Origin of the sequence: Rhodococcus sp. 15-2388-1-1a (assembly GCF_002259145.1) — a bacterium.
GTDB lineage: Bacteria > Actinomycetota > Actinomycetes > Mycobacteriales > Mycobacteriaceae > Rhodococcoides.
The window spans coordinates 305,448-322,296 of the sequence record NZ_NPFP01000039.1; the positions used below are offsets into that span (position 1 = coordinate 305,448).

The 16,849-nt window shown below is 66.0% G+C and carries 15 protein-coding genes and 1 pseudogene; 13 read left to right on the forward strand and 3 right to left on the reverse strand.

Going from position 1 to position 16,849, the window contains the following annotated elements:
* Window positions 1-46: 46 nt before the first annotated feature.
* The 3 genes from CH302_RS21755 to guaA all read left to right on the forward strand — a co-directional run bounded on the left by CH302_RS21755 (window position 47) and on the right by guaA (window position 4,747).
* Entirely contained in the window at window positions 47-1,186 is a 1,140-nt protein-coding gene (locus CH302_RS21755; protein WP_037188243.1) for a GuaB3 family IMP dehydrogenase-related protein, read from the forward strand.
* 186 nt (window positions 1,187-1,372) lie between these two features.
* On the forward strand, window positions 1,373-3,127 hold the full coding sequence (locus tag CH302_RS21760; protein WP_037188242.1) for an FAD-dependent oxidoreductase: 1,755 nt from the start codon (window positions 1,373-1,375) through the stop codon (window positions 3,125-3,127).
* 30 nt (window positions 3,128-3,157) lie between these two features.
* Window positions 3,158-4,747, forward strand: coding sequence for a glutamine-hydrolyzing GMP synthase (guaA, locus tag CH302_RS21765; RefSeq protein ID WP_037188240.1), 1,590 nt, complete (start codon window positions 3,158-3,160; stop codon window positions 4,745-4,747).
* A gap of 5 nt (window positions 4,748-4,752) precedes the next feature.
* Here guaA and CH302_RS21770 read toward each other — a convergent pair whose 3' ends face one another.
* Window positions 4,753-5,013, reverse strand: a complete 261-nt coding sequence (locus CH302_RS21770; RefSeq protein WP_230596161.1) for a hypothetical protein — start codon at window positions 5,011-5,013, stop codon at window positions 4,753-4,755.
* Window positions 5,010-6,374 carry a PspC domain-containing protein gene (locus CH302_RS21775; RefSeq protein ID WP_037188983.1) on the reverse strand — a complete coding sequence of 455 codons (1,365 nt, stop codon included), beginning with the start codon at window positions 6,372-6,374 and terminating at the stop codon, window positions 5,010-5,012. Before CH302_RS21775 ends, CH302_RS21770 begins: the two co-directional genes overlap by 4 nt.
* A 147-nt stretch (window positions 6,375-6,521) precedes the next feature.
* Here CH302_RS21775 and CH302_RS21780 point away from each other — a divergent pair, with 147 nt between their 5' ends.
* From CH302_RS21780 to CH302_RS21805, 7 genes and pseudogenes are all read left to right on the forward strand, one after another.
* Window positions 6,522-7,898: a sensor histidine kinase gene (locus tag CH302_RS21780; RefSeq protein ID WP_037188237.1), complete on the forward strand. Its 1,377-nt coding sequence runs from the start codon at window positions 6,522-6,524 to the stop codon at window positions 7,896-7,898.
* Window positions 7,895-8,542 carry a response regulator gene (locus CH302_RS21785; protein WP_037188234.1) on the forward strand — a complete coding sequence of 216 codons (648 nt, stop codon included), beginning with the start codon at window positions 7,895-7,897 and terminating at the stop codon, window positions 8,540-8,542. Before CH302_RS21780 ends, CH302_RS21785 begins: the two co-directional genes overlap by 4 nt.
* Window positions 8,543-8,594: 52 nt before the next feature.
* A pseudogene (locus CH302_RS30910) lies at window positions 8,595-8,786 on the forward strand (MerR family transcriptional regulator); the annotation flags it as partial.
* Window positions 8,787-8,830: 44 nt separating this feature from the next.
* Window positions 8,831-9,637, forward strand: a complete 807-nt coding sequence (locus tag CH302_RS21790) for a hypothetical protein (RefSeq protein WP_052047368.1) — start codon at window positions 8,831-8,833, stop codon at window positions 9,635-9,637.
* 88 nt (window positions 9,638-9,725) lie between these two features.
* Window positions 9,726-10,427, forward strand: a complete 702-nt coding sequence (locus tag CH302_RS21795) for a YqeB family protein (RefSeq protein ID WP_037188231.1) — start codon at window positions 9,726-9,728, stop codon at window positions 10,425-10,427.
* 10 nt (window positions 10,428-10,437) lie between these two features.
* The gene (locus CH302_RS21800) at window positions 10,438-11,571 is read left to right on the forward strand and encodes a sensor histidine kinase (protein WP_037188228.1); all 1,134 of its coding nucleotides are present in this window, start codon (window positions 10,438-10,440) and stop codon (window positions 11,569-11,571) included.
* Window positions 11,550-12,239 (forward strand): response regulator, encoded by a 690-nt coding sequence (locus CH302_RS21805; RefSeq protein WP_037188225.1) that lies wholly within the window; start codon window positions 11,550-11,552, stop codon window positions 12,237-12,239. The genes CH302_RS21800 and CH302_RS21805 overlap by 22 nt, the downstream gene beginning before the upstream one ends.
* 8 nt (window positions 12,240-12,247) lie before the next feature.
* On the opposite strand, the gene CH302_RS21810 is transcribed toward CH302_RS21805, so the two are convergent.
* Window positions 12,248-13,471: a serine/threonine-protein kinase gene (locus CH302_RS21810; RefSeq protein ID WP_037188981.1), complete on the reverse strand. Its 1,224-nt coding sequence runs from the start codon at window positions 13,469-13,471 to the stop codon at window positions 12,248-12,250.
* Window positions 13,472-13,676: 205 nt separating this feature from the next.
* Here CH302_RS21810 and CH302_RS21815 point away from each other — a divergent pair, with 205 nt between their 5' ends.
* Genes CH302_RS21815 through CH302_RS21825 form a run of 3 tightly spaced genes read left to right on the forward strand, consistent with a single transcriptional unit; the run spans window position 13,677 to window position 16,847 of the window.
* Complete coding sequence (locus tag CH302_RS21815) at window positions 13,677-14,489, forward strand: hypothetical protein (RefSeq protein ID WP_170945693.1); 813 nt, start codon at window positions 13,677-13,679, stop codon at window positions 14,487-14,489.
* Complete coding sequence (locus CH302_RS21820; RefSeq protein ID WP_037188222.1) at window positions 14,486-16,060, forward strand: DNA polymerase Y family protein; 1,575 nt, start codon at window positions 14,486-14,488, stop codon at window positions 16,058-16,060. The genes CH302_RS21815 and CH302_RS21820 overlap by 4 nt, the downstream gene beginning before the upstream one ends.
* A gap of 22 nt (window positions 16,061-16,082) precedes the next feature.
* Window positions 16,083-16,847: an alpha/beta fold hydrolase gene (locus CH302_RS21825; protein ID WP_037188219.1), complete on the forward strand. Its 765-nt coding sequence runs from the start codon at window positions 16,083-16,085 to the stop codon at window positions 16,845-16,847.
* Window positions 16,848-16,849: the final 2 nt, after the last annotated feature.

The window sequence follows — 16,849 nt, forward strand, 5'->3', positions numbered from 1 at the left end:
GTTTCTCGGCCGATGCGATTCGCTCTCGAAGTAGAAAGGTGCGCGCGTGCGCGACCTCGTTGAAATCGGCATGGGCAGAGAAGCCCGCCGCACCTACCAGCTGGACGACATCGACATCGTGCCGTCCCGTCGGACTCGGTCGTCGAAGGAGGTGTCGACGGCATGGCAGCTCGACGCGTACCGCTTCGACATTCCCCTTCTCGCGCATCCGACCGATGCTCTGGTCTCGCCCGAGTTCGCGATCGAGCTGGGCCGACAGGGTGGGCTGGGGGTCATCAACGGTGAAGGACTGTGGGCGCGCCACTCGGACGTGCAGGCCAAGATCGATCAGCTGATCCACATCGCCGAGACCGATCTAGATCCCGACGCGCCGATCGCCTTCCTGCAGGAACTGCACGCCGCGCCGCTCCGGCCGGATCTGCTGGCCGCAGCGGTCGGTCAGGTCCGTGACTCCGGGGTGACCGTCGCCGTTCGAGTGAGCCCCCAGAACGCTCGCTCGCTCACGCCTGCCCTCGTTGCATCGGGCCTGGATCTGCTGGTCATCCAGGGCACGATCATCTCCGCTGAGCACGTTGCTCACGGCGAGGACGAGCCGCTCAACCTCAAGACCTTCATCGCGGAGCTCGATGTTCCCGTCATCGCGGGCGGCGTGAGCGATCACCGCACCGCGCTGCACCTGATGCGTACCGGCGCGGCAGGCGTCATCGTCGGTTACGGCTCGGTCGAAGGTGGCACGACCACCGGTGAGGTGCTCGGCATCGGCGTTCCGATGGCCACCGCCATCGCAGACGCGGCCGCGGCGCGCCGGGACTACCTGGACGAAACCGGCGGGCGCTACGTGCACGTCATCGCCGACGGCGACATCACCACCTCCGGTGCCCTGGCCAAGGCCATCGCCTGCGGGGCCGATGCTGCGGTTCTCGGTGCTCCGCTGGCCGTCGCCGCGGAAGCTCCCGGCGGAGGTTGGTACTGGCCGTCCGCCGCGGCGCACCCGTCCATGCCGCGCGGCGCGCTGCTGCCGATGTCTGCGGGGGACCGTCCGAGCCTGGATCAGGTGCTCAACGGACCGTCGCGCGAGTCGTACGGCTCGATCAACCTCGTCGGCGGACTGCGTCGATCGATGGCGAAGTCCGGGTACTCCGATCTCAAGGAATTCCAGAAAGTGGGCCTGAACGTCAGGGCCTGATCAAGTCTGCTCCAGCAGGGCGCGCACTCCTTTCACACCGGGGTGCGCGCCCTTTCTGTTGCGTGTCGTCCACGTAAGCCGACCCTGGGTTGGTGATACCTCTCGTAACAGCTAGAATCGGTTGTGGCGGTAGTCACATGGGGGTGTGCATACTGTTCGACAGCATCGGATGTAGCGGAGGTCACCATGGGTTCAGCTGTTCGCGCAACGGATTACGACGTCTTGATCGTCGGTTCGGGCTTCGGCGGAAGCGTCACCGCGCTTCGGTTGGTGGAGAAGGGATACCGCGTCGGCATCCTGGAAGCCGGACAACGCTTCGAGGACAAGGACTTCGCGAAGAACAGCTGGGATCTCAAGCGCTTCCTGTGGGCGCCCAAGCTCGGCCTGTACGGCATCCAGCGCGTGCACCTGCTGCGCGACTGCCTCATCCTCGCCGGTGCCGGAGTCGGCGGCGGCTCGCTGAACTACGCGAACACCCTCTACAAGCCCCAGGCACCGTTCTTCGAGGACAAGCAGTGGGCGCACATCACCGACTGGAGCAGTGAGCTCTCGCCGTTCTACGACCAGGCCACCCGCATGCTCGGTGTCGTGCGCAACCCGCACATGACCCCCGCCGACGAGGTGATGAAGTCGGTTGCCGAGGACATGGGCGTTGCCGACACCTTCATCCAGACCCCGGTGGGCGTGTTCTTCGGAGACGAGCCCGGCAAGACCGTCCCTGACCCGTACTTCGGCGGTGCAGGCCCCGAGCGCACCGGATGTATCGAATGCGGCGAGTGCATGACCGGTTGCCGCCACGGAGCCAAGAACACCCTGCTGAAGAACTACCTCGGCCTGGCCGAGCGCGCAGGAGCCGAGATCGTGCCGATGACGACCGTCACCGGTCTCGTTCCCCGATCCGACGGCACCTGGGACGTCGACACCGAACGCACCGGCGCTCGGCTGCGCAAGGGCAAGAAGACGTACAGCGCAGCCAATGTCGTGTTGGCGGCGGGCACTTGGGGCACCCAGAACCTGCTGCACAAGATGAAGGACACGGGCGCGCTGCCCGAATTGTCGGACACACTCGGCGAACTGACACGTACCAACTCCGAGTCGATCGTCGGAGCGGCCAAGCTGGCGGTCGATCCGAACATGGACCTCACCCGCGGAGTCGCGATCACGTCCTCGTTCCATCCCAGCCCCAACACCCACATCGAACCGTGCCGCTACGGCAAGGGCTCGAACGCGATGGGCATGCTGCAGACACTGATGACCGACGGCGGCGGGAAGATTCCGCGGTGGCTCAAGTTCGTGTTCGCGCTGATCGCACACCCGATCCAGTTCCTGCGCGTCGTCAACGTCCGGCACTGGAGCGAGCGCACGATCATCGCGCTGGTGATGCAGAACCTCGACAACTCGATCACCACGTTCACCAAGCGTGGCCCCTTCGGCCGCAAGATCTCCAGCAAGCAGGGGCACGGTGAGCCCAACCCGACGTGGATCCCCGAGGGCAACGACGCCACTCGACGCATCGCGAAGAAGATCGGCGGCGTCGCAGGCGGTACCTGGGGAGAATTGTTCAACATTCCGCTCACGGCCCATTTCCTCGGTGGCTGCGCGATCGCCTCGGATTCCGAGCACGGCGTCATCGATCCGTACCACCGCGTCCACGGCTACCCGACGCTCAGCGTCGTCGACGGGGCGGCCGTATCGGCCAACCTCGGTGTGAACCCGTCGCTGACCATCAGCGCGCAGGCCGAGCGTTCCGCCGCGCTGTGGCCGAACAAGGGCGAGCTGGATCTCCGCCCGGCACAGGGACTGCCGTACCAGCGTCTCGATCCGATCGCCCCGAACTCTCCGGTCGTCCCGGTGGATGCTCCGGGTGGTCTGCGACTGCCGATCGTCGAGATCAGGTCGGGCTCCTCGGCGAAGCCCGTCGCGCATTCGGGTGTTGCATGAGCGCAGCAGCAGTCCCATTAGACTGACCCGGTGACCGACTCCTCTGCACACGATCCCGCACACGCACGCCCGGTTCTCGTCGTCGATTTCGGCGCCCAGTACGCGCAGTTGATCGCCCGCCGTGTGCGCGAGGCCAATGTGTACTCCGAGGTGATCTCGCATACCGCGACCGCCGAGGAGATCGCGGCGAAGGACCCTGTCGCGCTTGTGCTTTCCGGCGGACCCTCCAGCGTCTACGCCGAGGGTGCGCCCGAGCTCGATTCCGCGCTCCTCGACCTCGGCATCCCCGTGTTCGGCATCTGCTACGGATTCCAGGCCATGGCCCAGGCCCTCGGCGGAACCGTCGAACACACCGGAACGCGGGAGTACGGTCGCACCCAACTCAGCGTGGACGGCGGCCGTCTGCACGACGGTCTGCCCGCCACACAGCCGGTCTGGATGAGTCACGGTGACGCCGTCACCGCGGCCCCGGACGGCTTCACCGTCACGGCCACCAGCGCTGGCGCGCCGGTCGCTGCCTTCGAGAACGAGGGCAAGCGCATGGCAGGCGTGCAGTATCACCCCGAGGTTCTGCACTCCCCGCACGGGCAGCAGGTGCTCAGCCGATTCCTGCACGAGACGGCGGGCATCGCCCCGGACTGGACTGCAGCGAACATCGCCGACGCTCTGGTCGACGCTGTGCAGGAACAGGTGGGCCCCACGGGCAAGGCCATCTGTGGCCTCTCGGGCGGTGTCGACTCCGCGGTGGCGGCGGCACTGGTGCAGCGGGCCATCGGTGACCGTCTGACCTGTGTCTTCGTCGACCATGGATTGTTGCGCGCCGGCGAGCGTGAGCAGGTGCAGCAGGATTTCGTCGCCGCGACGGGTGCCAAGCTGGTCACCGTCGATGCGGTCGACACCTTCCTCGGTGCGCTCGAGGGCGTCTCCGACCCGGAGGAGAAGCGCAAGATCATCGGCCGCGAGTTCATCCGGAGCTTCGAAGGTGCCGTGGCCGAGGTGCTGGGCGAGAACGCCGAGCACGGCGACGCGGTCGAGTTCCTGGTGCAGGGCACGTTGTACCCGGATGTCGTCGAGTCCGGCGGCGGTTCGGGTACCGCGAACATCAAGAGCCACCACAACGTCGGCGGCCTGCCGGACGATCTGCAGTTCGCCCTGGTCGAACCACTGCGTGCGCTGTTCAAGGACGAAGTGCGTGCGGTCGGACGCGAACTGGGATTGCCCGAGGACATCGTCGGCAGGCAGCCGTTCCCCGGACCGGGTCTGGCGATCCGTATCGTCGGTGAGATCACCCGCGACCGTCTGAACACGCTCCGCCATGCCGATTCGATTGTCCGAGAAGAACTTACGGTCGCCGGCTTGGATCAGCAGATCTGGCAGTGCCCGGTGGTGCTGTTGGCCGACGTGCGCAGTGTCGGGGTGCAGGGCGACGGCCGTACCTACGGGCACCCGATCGTGCTGCGTCCGGTCTCGAGCGAGGACGCGATGACGGCGGACTGGACCAGGCTGCCGTACGACGTGCTGGAAACGATCTCGACTCGGGTGACCAACGAGGTTCCGGAGGTCAACCGAGTCGTTCTCGACGTGACGAGCAAGCCGCCGGGCACCATCGAGTGGGAGTAGTGGCGTCAGCTCTTTCTGCTGGGGCCCAGCAGTAGCGCGAAGCCCACGACCACCGCGGCGACCACGAACACCCAGCGGAACTGGACGTCGCTCAGTGCCACGATCGCATCTCGACCGATGAGTGCTGCGACCGAGACGACCATGGCCGCCAGCCCGGCGAGAAGCAGTAGTGCCGAGGGACCGCGTCGGCTCGAGGTGCGAGCCTCGGTGTCGGAATCGCTGTCGCCGTAGTCGTGGCCGATGCGATCGGTCCTGTTCTTCTTCACGGGTTCCCTACTTTCAGCTCGCCGATTGCCACATCGCCCACGATCGTCAATGTCGGGGTATCGGTGCTCGTTCCCGGGCCGAACCGGGTATCGGTGGGGCACGACCCCACGGCCGACTCGCACTCCACGGTCACGTTCATCGAATCGGGCACGGTGACCGACGCGCTGCCCAGTGCCACATCGATCTCGACGGTGCGGTCCTCGGTGAGGTCGAGCCCCGTGAGGTCGAGGTCCAGTTCACCGAGGCCGACGTCGTAGGTGGGGGCGAGATCGGCAACGGTGAGCGGTGCGATGCGCTGCGTTCCCGACGCACCGTCCACGTCCATCGGACCGACCGCTGACGCCAGGACGACGAAGCCGGCCAGGGGTGCTGCGATCACCAACAGTCCGTAGCCCTTGCGCAGGAACGCGCCGAGTACGAGTCCCACGGAGATGACCGCGAGAGCGACGGCTCCGACGCGGCCGGCCGAGGCCCAGTCCCCTCCGGTTGCGGCACCTACCGCCGCGGTGATGCCGGCTGCGAGCAGCGCCAGACCGAGAAAGCTTGCGGTCCACCGTGATCGGCGTTTGCGTTCGATCGCCGCAGGCGGGAAGGTGCCTGCCGGTTCGGGAAGATCCCAGGCGAAGGGTGCCACACCGAGCGGGTCCCACGACGGGGGAGTCACGGTGGGAAGGTCGGCCGGCTTCTCGGCGGGTGCGGTCGACTTGCTCAGGTTCACGGTGTGCGCGTCTGCGTCGATTCCGGTGTGCTCGACGGGCTTCGGCGTCGGAACGTAGCTCTTCGGCAGGGTCGTGTACGGGGTGTAGCGCTCGTGCTGGAACTGGGGCGGACGGTATTGCGCAGCCGTCCACTGCTCGGCCGATGCGCTGGGAGAACCGAAAGGCATCGGGGCGTAGCGATTACGGGAGAACTCTGCCGTCCGCATGTACGGGGGCGGCTCCGGGCACCGTTGGTGCAGCAACCACAGTCCACCGAGCATCGCCACCAGAGAGATCAGCCCCGAACCGCCGAGTCCGACACCGACCGGACCGATGGTCGACACCGCGATGACCAGTGCCACCGCAACGACCACCATCTTGGTCGCCGAATCGGAGCTGTGTCCTCGCCCGACCAGCGACTCCGCGCCCGACGCCGTGTCGCCGGCGCGATTGAGCACCAGCCACGCCGCCAGATACAGCACGATGCCGGTGCCGCCGAACAAAGTGGAGACGACGAACGCGATCCGAATCAGAACGGGGTCGACGTCGTATCGATAGCCGATACCGGCCGCAACACCCGCCACATGCCCGCGTTGCGGCAAGCGGTGCGGACGGGTGCGCCACATCTGCTGAAGTTGATCCGAGACGGTCACGTTGCTCATGCCAACCATCGTGGCCGCCGCGACCACGAAACACATCAGGGATACCCCTGATCTTCATCCCCGAAATCGGGTTCACCTCGACAGACCCGCGAAACATCAGGGCGAACCCTGATGCGACACTCGCCCTGTCCGTGCCAGGATCGAGGCGTGCACCCTGTCGACAATCCACCCGTTGACGCCGCCCGCAACGCACCACCCGTAGCCGGCGACGCGCCGGTCACCCCTGCCATCCCTGTCACCTCGATTCCTTCGGCTCCTGCCTTTCCTGTTACTCCTGCACGCTCTGCTCCTGCGCCCTATCGACGACGCGGTGGCGGACGCATCGTCGGCGGCGTCGCCGGGGGTCTGGCCGACCATCTCGGCGTCGACGTGTTCAAGGTTCGGGTGGCCTTCGCGCTGCTCGCCGCCTCGGCCGGTGCCGGCATCGCCGCCTACGGATTGATCTGGATGTTCACGCCCGCCGGCGACGACACTGCGCATCCGAGTGCCGCCGAACGCCAGCGTGCGCTCGGGTTGGCTGCTATCGGTCTCGGCCTCGCCGTCGGGCTCGCCTGGCTGCTCAGCGGTACCGCTGCATCGGTCATCGTGCCGGTCATCGTCGTGGTGATCGGTGCGGCCCTGGTATGGCGCGAATTCGACTCCGAGGGACCGCGAACAGCTCTCGGGCTGCCCAAGCATCCGACCGTCTTGAGTTGGGCGAGGGTCGTCGGCGGAGCGACGTTGATCGTGCTCGGCCTCGCCGTGGTGGTGCTCGCCCGCGTCGATCTGGCCGCGCTCCGCTCGTCCCTGCTGGCGGTGGTGGTCACTCTCGTCGGCGTCGGCCTGTTGACGGTTCCCATCTGGTTGCGCACCTGGCGCGCGCTCGGTGCCGAGCGGTCTGCGCGTATCCGCAACGACGAACGCGAGGAAATCGCGTCGCACCTGCACGATTCGGTGCTCCAGACACTGGCCCTGATCCAGAAGCAGTCCGATCAGCCGCAGGAGGTGATGAGGTTGGCGCGCGGTCAGGAGCGGGAATTACGCAAATGGCTGTTCGACGGCGGAGACACCGACAACTCCAGCTTGGCCGACGCACTCAAGACCATCTCCGGTGAGGTCGAGGATCAGCACGGCGTGACGGTTCGACCCATCACTGTCGGCGACGTGCACCTGCTGCCCGACGACGTCGAGTCCGGCCTGTCCCGTGAGAGTTTCACCGCGCTGCTGGGTGCCACGCGAGAGGCTCTCGTCAACGCGGCCAAGCATTCCGGTGAGACCAATATCGATCTGTTCGCCGAGACCGAACCGGAACAGGTCAGCGTTTTCGTCCGCGACCGCGGTACCGGGTTCGACGAATCCGAGGTACCCGAGGATCGACAGGGCCTGGCGAAGTCCATTCGGGGACGCATCGAGCGCCGCGGTGGCACTGTGCAGGTACGGTCGACCGTCGGCAAGGGAACCGAAGTGCGAATCTTCATGCCCCGCAACGGCACCGCCATGACCACCGAACCATCCGAATCCAGCCAGCAGGAGCAGCCGACGTGACCGACCCTTTCCGCGTTTTCCTGGTCGACGACCACGCGGTGTTCCGTTCCGGTGTGCGAGCCGAACTCGCTCGCGAGGCGGACATCGACGTCGTCGGGGAAGCCGGAGGCGTCGCCGAGGCGGTCTCGGGCATCGAATCGACGAAGCCGGACGTGGTGTTGCTCGACGTGCACATGCCCGACGGCGGCGGTGTGGCCGTGTTGAACCGCATCTCCGAGGGGCCGGTATGTCTCGCCCTGAGTGTGTCCGACGCCGCCGAGGACGTCATCGCCGTCATCCGTGCCGGGGCGAGGGGGTACGTCACCAAGACGATCTCCGGCTCGGAGCTCGCCGACGGTGTTCGACGCGTCGCCGGGGGAGACGCGGTGTTCAGCCCCCGGCTGGCCGGATTCGTCCTCGATTCGTTCACCGGTCGCAGTGCCGCCCCGGAGCCCCCGTTGGATCCGGAACTCGATTCACTGACGCCCCGTGAACTCGAGGTGTTGCGGTTGCTCGCGCGCGGCTACACCTATCGCGAGATCGCCGAGGATCTGTTCATCTCGGTCAAGACCGTCGAGACGCATGCCTCGAACGTTCTCCGAAAGACTCAGCAGTCCAACCGGAATGCGCTCACCCGATGGGCGCACAAGCGTCGAATCGATTAGTCGTCGGGATCACGCTTGACCTTCGACCTACCCGAAGCCTCAGGATTTCACCATGACTGATTCGGACGAAGAATTCCTGACCATCGGTGCGTTCGCTCGCTCGAGCGGGCTGACCCCCAGCGCCCTACGGTTCTACGACGACTGTGCATTGCTGGTCCCGGCCCTCATCGACGCCAAGTCCGGTTATCGCTACTACACCCGAGCACAGGCGAAGCGGGCGAACATCATTCGACAACTGCGCGAGATCGGCATGCCTACCTTCATGGTCGTTCCTGCAGGCTCCACTCCTTGCTCGACAAGGTGGCCTCCGCCCTCGACGGTGCCGGAGCTGCAGCGGTCGAGATCGTGGATCGGCACGTCGACGAGCTCGCCGCACGAGCACGGGCGGCAGCCGAGGCTGCAGTCTCCATCCGCCGGTTGTTCGACGAAAAGTACTGCACAGCAACGGTGTCTGCCGCCGAGTTCGCGTCGGCGGTGAGACAGGTCGCGTCTGCGGCCGGAACGAGCGAGGAGTTTCCGGTGCTGCGGGGCGTGCTGATCGAGGTCGACGGCGGCACTGTCACCCTCACCGCAACGGATCGGTACCGACTCTCCACTCGCAGCCTCGTCGCACAGAGCTCGTCCGGTGCATCCTGGTCGCGTATTGCAGCGGTCGCCTCGCTCGGGGCTCTACCTACGTCGGGGAACTGTGTGCTGACGGCAACCGACGACGCGATGATGCTCGAGTCCGAAGGCGTACAGCACACTGTGGATCTCGTCGACGGCGACTATCCCGACTGGCGGACGATCATCGACGGTCTGGCTCCGACCGCGACGAGGGTTGTGGTGCAACGAGATTTCGTTCCCCTCGACAGCGGCACGCTGCGGATCGATGCAGGCCCGGACGGCCTGATGGTCGAGGGTGTCGCCGTTCCCGCACGGGTCACCGGTTCCGAGATAACGGTGTTCTTCGACGCGGCCGTCCTGCAGGCTGCCGTCGCGTCGGCCGTCGGACCGGACCTGATGCTCGATATCGCCGCGCCGGACCATCCGATGCTGGTGCGGTCGGCAGTCGACGGCGCGCTGACGACACTGGTGATGCCCGTTCTCGGCTGATCGATGGTCGACGGCACCCGAAAGTCGGTGGAGAAGTATCGACTTTCGATGACTGGGTACTTGCTCCCACACTCGATACCGTGGGGGTATGGACGACAAGATGCTCGGGCAGACCTCGCCGGCGGTGTTGTGGTTCTCCCGCGGCGATCGGCTCTTCCTGATCGCCGGTGCCGTGATCGTCGGGGGCCTGCTGGGGTTCGCGCTGCCCTATGTGGCGTCCTGGGGAGCGTCGCTCACCTGGATACCGTTTCAGGGTCCGCTGGAGTTGATCGCCTCGTGGTCGCAGTGGTGGGTGCGGTACGTGTGTATCGGGGTGGGAGTACTGCTCGGGCTGGCTCTGGTGGCGGCCGCGTTCTACGACACTGCACGGGTGGCGGTGTCGGAGGCACACGTACGCGTCACCGAGAAGGGCGAGACCCTCACGGTGTCCAGGTCGCAGGTCGGGACGGTCTTCGTCGACGGCAAGGAACTGGTTCTGCTCGACGGTGCCTCGCGTCAGTTGGTGCGGGTGCCGAGCGAGGAGAAGCGTGATGCCATCGAGGCGGCGTTCGAGGAGCGGGGTTACTCGGTTGCGCCCGGTGATCCGTACGACGATCTGTATCACCTGTGGGTGCCCGAAACTCCTGGTTTGGCACCGGAAGTGAACGCGGTGCTCAAAGCTCGGGACATGGCGCTGAAGAAGAAGGCGGGTTCCGACGCACGCGAATTGCGTTCGGAGCTGGACAGACTCGGCGTGGTGGTGCGCGACAGAAAGACCAGCCAATACTGGCGCCCCCTGGTTCGATCATGACGGCGCAGTCATGACGCTGCTGCGACGGCATCGAGAACGCGTATGGGATGTCGCCGCCATCGCGTTCGCACTGGTGTTGGTGTTGTCGGTGGCCGCAGGCACCGAGGGGATGACCACCACGCGCACGGTCGTGTCGATCGTCGTCGGTGTTCTCGGCTCCGTGTTGCTGTGGTGGCGGCGTCGATGGCCGATCGAGATCGCCGTAGCGCTGGCGGTGTGCACGATCCTGACCGATGCAGTGGGTGGTGCCGAGCTGGTCGCCATCTTCACGGTTGCGTCTCGACAGTCGTGGCGGGTCACCACCGCGGTGGTGGTTCTGCATCTCGCGGCGTCGATGATCTGGACGACTGTGTGGGCCGAACAGTCCGTCCTGTACATCGGGATCCTCAGTGTGGCTCTTCTCAGCATTCCCGCCGCGTGGGGCTCGGTCGTCAAGGCCCGCCGCGAGGTGATCGATTCTCTGCGTGAGCGGGCCGAGCGAGCGGAATCCGAATCGAATCTGCGTGCCGAGACCGTCCGGGGACTCGAACGGGAGCGGATCGCGCGCGAGATGCACGACGCTCTCGCACATCGGATTTCGTTGGTCAGCCTCCATGCCGGAGCGCTCGAGGTCCGGCCGGACGTCGGTGCGAACGAAGTCGAGGCAATCGCGTCGACCATCAGACTCAATGCACACGGTGCCCTCGAGGATCTGCGGGAGATATTGGGAGTGCTTCGATCGGGTGTCGCGGCCTCGGCGCGTCCACAACCGGGTGTGGTGGACATCGGCGAACTGATCGAGGATTCGGAGAAGGCCGGTACTCGGGTGACGTTCGTCGACGAGATGCCCTCGGACACAACGCTGACGCCCTCTGTTTCCCGCACCGTTCATCGGGTGATTCAGGAAGGTCTGACCAACGCCAGGAAACATGCGCCCGGCCTGCCGGTGCGCTGCGGAATTGCGCTGGTAGGTGGTGAAATTCGAGTGTGGCTCGAAAACGGTCTCGCTACAGAGGGTTTCGCGGCAGTACCCGGTTCACGATCGGGAATGATCGGTCTGAGCGAACGTATCGAGTTGGCCGGCGGACGAATCGAGTACGGAATCGCGCGTCGCGGCGACGGAGTGGTCTACCGTCTGGAAGCGTGGTTGCCGTGCCCGAAATAACCGATGGTCCCGATGCGCTCACAGTGGTGCTGGTCGACGACGACGCGTTGGTCCGCGCAGGCCTGTCGCTGATCCTGAGCTCGGATCCCGGAATCAGGGTGATCGGTGAGGCGTCCGACGGTCGCAGTGGGATCGAGGTAGTGCGTGCGTCGACTCCCGACGTGGTTCTGATGGACGTGCGGATGCCGGTCATGGATGGGCTCGCGGCCACCGAAATGCTTCGCGCAGACGGGTTCACGGCAGCCATCGTGGTATTGACCACCTTCGATACCGACGAGTATCTGCTGCGGGCACTGCGGGTGGGCGCAAACGGATTCCTGCTCAAGGACACACCGCCGCGGGACATCGTCGACGCGGTGCATCGCGTCGGAACCGGGGAATCGATGTTGTCGCCGACGGCGGTCGGACGCTTGGTTGCCCACTGGCGCGAGCAGGACGCTCGATCGCACGACTCCGCCACGGCGCGGGCACGAGCCCTGCTCGATTCTCTGACCGATCGCGAACGCGAGGTTGCGGGTGCCGTCGGGTCGGGGAAGTCCAATGCGGAGATCAGCGCCGAGTTGTACATGAGTGTGGCGACCGTGAAGACCTACGTCTCGCGAATCCTCACGAAACTGGAGTGCAGCAACAGAGTTCAGATCGCGATCATCGTGCACGAGTCGCGTTGAGGGCGCGACTACAGCAGAAGGGCGATCACCAGAACCAGAACGATCACGACGACGAGAACGAGGGCGGCAAGAATCGCGGTCGACGGAATCGACGTGCGGTCACCGATGACGTCCTCGATCCGCATCAGGACGTCGTCGATCGGGTTCTTCTTCTTTTTCGGCAGGTCGAACGGCGGTGGCGAGTACGTCGAAGGAACCGGATTGGCGTGGCTCTCACCGGGTTGCACGGCCGGTAGGCCCGCGATGGTTCTGCCGAACTCCCGAGACGGACGGCGAGATTCGGAGACCGGTGTCGAGCGCCTCGCCCATGCCGGGACCACGCCGTCCGCAGACGTCAGCGGTACCCCGCGCAGCTGAGCTATGGTGCCGCGCTTGCTGATCGCGGCGACGATGATCTCGTCGCGAGCCTGCGCCATGGTGGGGCGTCGGGCAGGGTCGGGCTCGAGCATGTGCAGCAACGGGCCCGTGAGATCGCCGCTGCGGGTGGGAGCGATGATCTGCCCCTTGGCAACTCGGTGCAGCAGTGCGATCGAATCGTGATCGATGTCGAACGGCGGTTTGCCTTCGATGGCCGTGTACAGCGTTGCGCCGAGGGAGAACACGTCGCTGGCTGCGGTGGGATCCTGTCCCCGTGCGACCTCGGGTGCGAAATATGCCGGGGTACCGGTGATCACGCTGTCGTCGGCTTCTTCGACGTCACCCTTGGCGCGGGAGATACCGAAGTCGCTGATCTTGACGATGCCCAGATCCTTGCCGCGATCGGCGATCAGAATGTTGCCCGGCTTGATGTCTCGGTGCACGATTCCGGCCTCGTGCGCCTCGGTCAGTGCATCGGCGATCTGTGCACCGATCTGTGCGACCTCGAACGGCGGTAGCGAATCGGTGGTGCCGAGTGCCTGCGCGAGACTGCGCGAGGACAGGTATTCCATGACCAACCACGGCTCACCGTCGACGAGGGCGACGTCGTGCATCGCGATGGCGTGGGGGCTGGAGAGTCGGGCAGCGATCCGACCTTCGCGCATGGCCCGGTTGCGTACTTCCACGGCCTGCTGTGGGCTCAACCGAGTGGTGGACGTGACCTGCTTGACGGCCACCTGACGGTGCAGAAGCGTGTCGGTGGCGAGCCATACCGCGCCCATGCCTCCACCGCCGAGTTTGCCGGCCAGGCGGTATCTGCCTGCCAAGAGGTAGTCGGGCCCGACGCCCCGTCCAACACGCTGCTGATCCGTCACGTCCACAGGTTAGTTGACGATGACGGGACGTGCCTGCAGCCGTGGAACGGAGGCATCTACCAGGGGCTTCGCCATCACCTTGACGAGTTGCCGTCCGAGCGGCTTTACTGAGTGCAGATCGAAATTGTGTTCGAATACGTCACTTCCCGCGTTCGTCGAACACCGATGTTTCGGCTCGATTTTCTACGCCGCGAAGGGGAGTGACATGACTGTATCGGGAGCTTCCGTCACGCCGGATGCGCTCGACGGGTTGTCGCTGCCAGAGCGCGTGGCGTTGCTGCGTAGCCGGATGGCTGCCGTGCCTTCCCGGGGCGAAACGGCCTCGGTGCGCATCGAGAATTCCGACCCCGTCGAGCCCGTGCACCCGGAACCGTCGACGCAGCGTCCAACCCGTCAGCGGCCCGTTCTTCCGGTGCCGTCTGCGCTGATCGAGGTGCTACCGCACGGTGGGCTGGTGCGTGGAACGGTGGCCTCGGTGTCCGGCGCAGGCTCGCTCCTGATCGGGTTGGTCGCTGCGGTGACCGGTGCCGGTGGCCATGTCGCCGTCATCGGGCAGCCTCGTTTCGGCATTCTGGCCGCGGTGGAGATGGGCGCACAGTTGAGCAAGCTGGCCCTGATTCCCGATCCCGGTCCCGACCCGGTGGAAGTGGCGGCCATTCTGCTCGACGGTGTCGACCTCGTCGTGCTCGGTCTCGGCGGTCTGTCGGTATCGCCCACTCGGGCCAGGGCCGTGGTGGCCAGAGCGCGTAGCAAGGGGTCGACGCTGCTGGTGACCGATGGGCACTGGGACGGCGCAGAGCTACGACTGGACGCATCGGTGCACGGATACGACGGCCTCGGCACGGGCCGGGAGCTCGGCCGCGGCCGACTGCGCGGCGTCCGGTTGTCGGTGTGCGCGCGCGGCAAGGCGATGCGGCCCCGCACCGTTCGACTCGACCTGCGTTCGGAGAACGGTCGCATCGAATGGCATGCCGAGAAGCTCGAACAGAATCCATTGTCGATCGCGGTCTCGACATGAGCATCGACCGTCCCAGCAGAGTTCTGGCGCTGTGGTGCCCCGATTGGCCTGCCGTTGCAGCCGCTGCCCAGGCCGATCTTCCTGCGACGCATCCGGTGGTCGTCACCTCCGCCAATCGGGTCGTCGCGTGCTCGGCGACGGCACGGGCATCGGGCATCAAGCGCGGCCTGCGCCGTCGGGAAGCGCAGGCGCGGTGCCCGGATGTGCATGTCGCTCTGGCCGATACCGATCGTGATGCGCGACTGTTCGAGCCCGTTGTCTCGGCCGTCGCCGCCATTGCACCGGGAGTCGAAGTGCTGCGCCCTGGCCTGCTGGTTCTCTCTGCCCGCGGCGTCGGACGGTATTTCGGTACCGAGCATCGGGCCGCGGAACGGTTGATCGACGAAGCGTCGGCTGCCGGTGTGGAATGTCAGATCGGTATCGCCGACGAGCTGTCCACTGCGGTCGTCGCCGCGCGGTATGCGCAGGTGGTGCCGCGCGGCGGGGGTGCAGGATTTCTCGCGCCGTTGCCGGTGGCAGAACTCTCGGCGGAACCGAGCATGTCCGCTGCCGATCGCGGTGAGCTGGTGGATCTGTTGCGCCGCTTGGGTTTACGAACCATCGGCGACTTCGCTGCACTGTCTCCGGGCGATGTCGCCTCGCGGTTCGGTACCGATGCGGTGTTGGCGCATCGCAGTGCCAGGGGCGAGCCCGAACGCCCGCCGTCGGCCAGGGCTCTGCCGCCGGACCTGGATGTGGAGTACCTGTGCGATCCGCCGATCGATCGGGTCGACGCAGCTGCGTTCGCCGGGCGCGGGTTGGCCGAGCAGTTGCACACCAAGCTCGCTGCCGCTGCCGTTGCGTGCACTCGTCTGCTGGTGCATGCCAGTACCGGTAACGGCGAGAATCTGTCGCGGATCTGGCGGTGCGCGGAGCCGTTGACTCCGGAGGGGACAGCCGACCGCGTGCGGTGGCAACTGGACGGCTGGATCACCGGGCGCAGCGAGAACAAGCCGACGTCCGCGATCACCGTTCTACGGCTCGAACCGATCGAAGTGGTGGCCGCAGGTGAGCTGCAACTGGGTTTGTGGGGCAGTGTCGGGGACGAGGACGAGAGGGCGCGTCGGGCGTTGGTGCGCGTGCAGGGTCTGCTCGGTGGGGAATCGGTGCTCGGTGGTGTGCTCAGCGGTGGCCGCGGGCCGGCCGAGCGGATCACGCTGCGTCCGCTGGGCGACGAATTGGTGCCGATGTCCGATCCGTCGGATCCCTGGCCGGGACGTCTACCGGAGCCTGCTCCGGCGGCAGTGATCGAGACCCGTCCGACGGTGACGCTGATGAATCGGGCGGGAACCGGAATCGGCGTCACCGATCGTGGGGTATTCGATGCTCCGCCGTCGCGATTGCGCTGGGGCACCAAGGAATGGGGACTGACGGGTCTGGCCGGACCGTGGCCGGTGGACGAGCGATGGTGGGACGGTGGCCATGCGTCGACGGGTCCGACGGCGCGAGCCCAGGTGGTGCTCGACGACGAAAGGGCCTTGCTGCTGGTCTTCGACGAGGGTCGGTGGCGGGTGGAAGGAATCTACGAATAGCGGCACCGCTACCGTCGAAGGAATGCAGATGATGTCGGAGACGGTCGACCTCGATGGCGTCGATATCGCGTATCGCTCGTTCACCCCGCTGGGGCACGCGAACTCGAATGCGGCACCGGTGATGCTGGTGCACGGCATGGGCGGTGACAGCACAACCTGGGATCGGTTCACCCGTGCACTCACCGCGCAGGGCAGCCGGGTGATCACCGTCGATCTGCGCGGACACGGCAAGAGCGCGCACACGTCCACGTACGAGTTCGATTCCTTCGGGGCAGACCTGCTGGCGCTGATCGACCACCTCGGGCTGAACGAAGTCGATCTCGTCGGACATTCCCTCGGCGGATACGCGGTCTCGCTCGTTGCTCAACGTCGCCCGCAGCTCGTTCGTCGTCTGGTACTCGAAGAGCTGCCGATACCGATTCGGCCGGGGGACGCTCCGCCGACCCTGACCGGCAAGATGCCGTCGGTCACCGAACTCTGGCACGCAGCGACCAGCGTCGTTCTGCATCCCCGCGCGGTACTCGCCTTCGATCGCTCGATGACCTCCACTGCTCTCGAACAGTTCCGTCGTCCGAATCCGAAGTGGTGGGCGTCGTTGGCCGACATCACTGCTCCGACGCTGGTGCTTCGGGGAGGTCCGGGCGGCATGGTCGATCCGGTTCGGCTCGACGCGATGGTCTCCGAGATTTCGACCTGTCGCGTCGAGGCGTTTCGCACCGGACACAGCATCCATCGCGACGGATACTCGGCGTTCGAGGCCGCAGTTCTCCCGTTCCTGACGCATTAGGG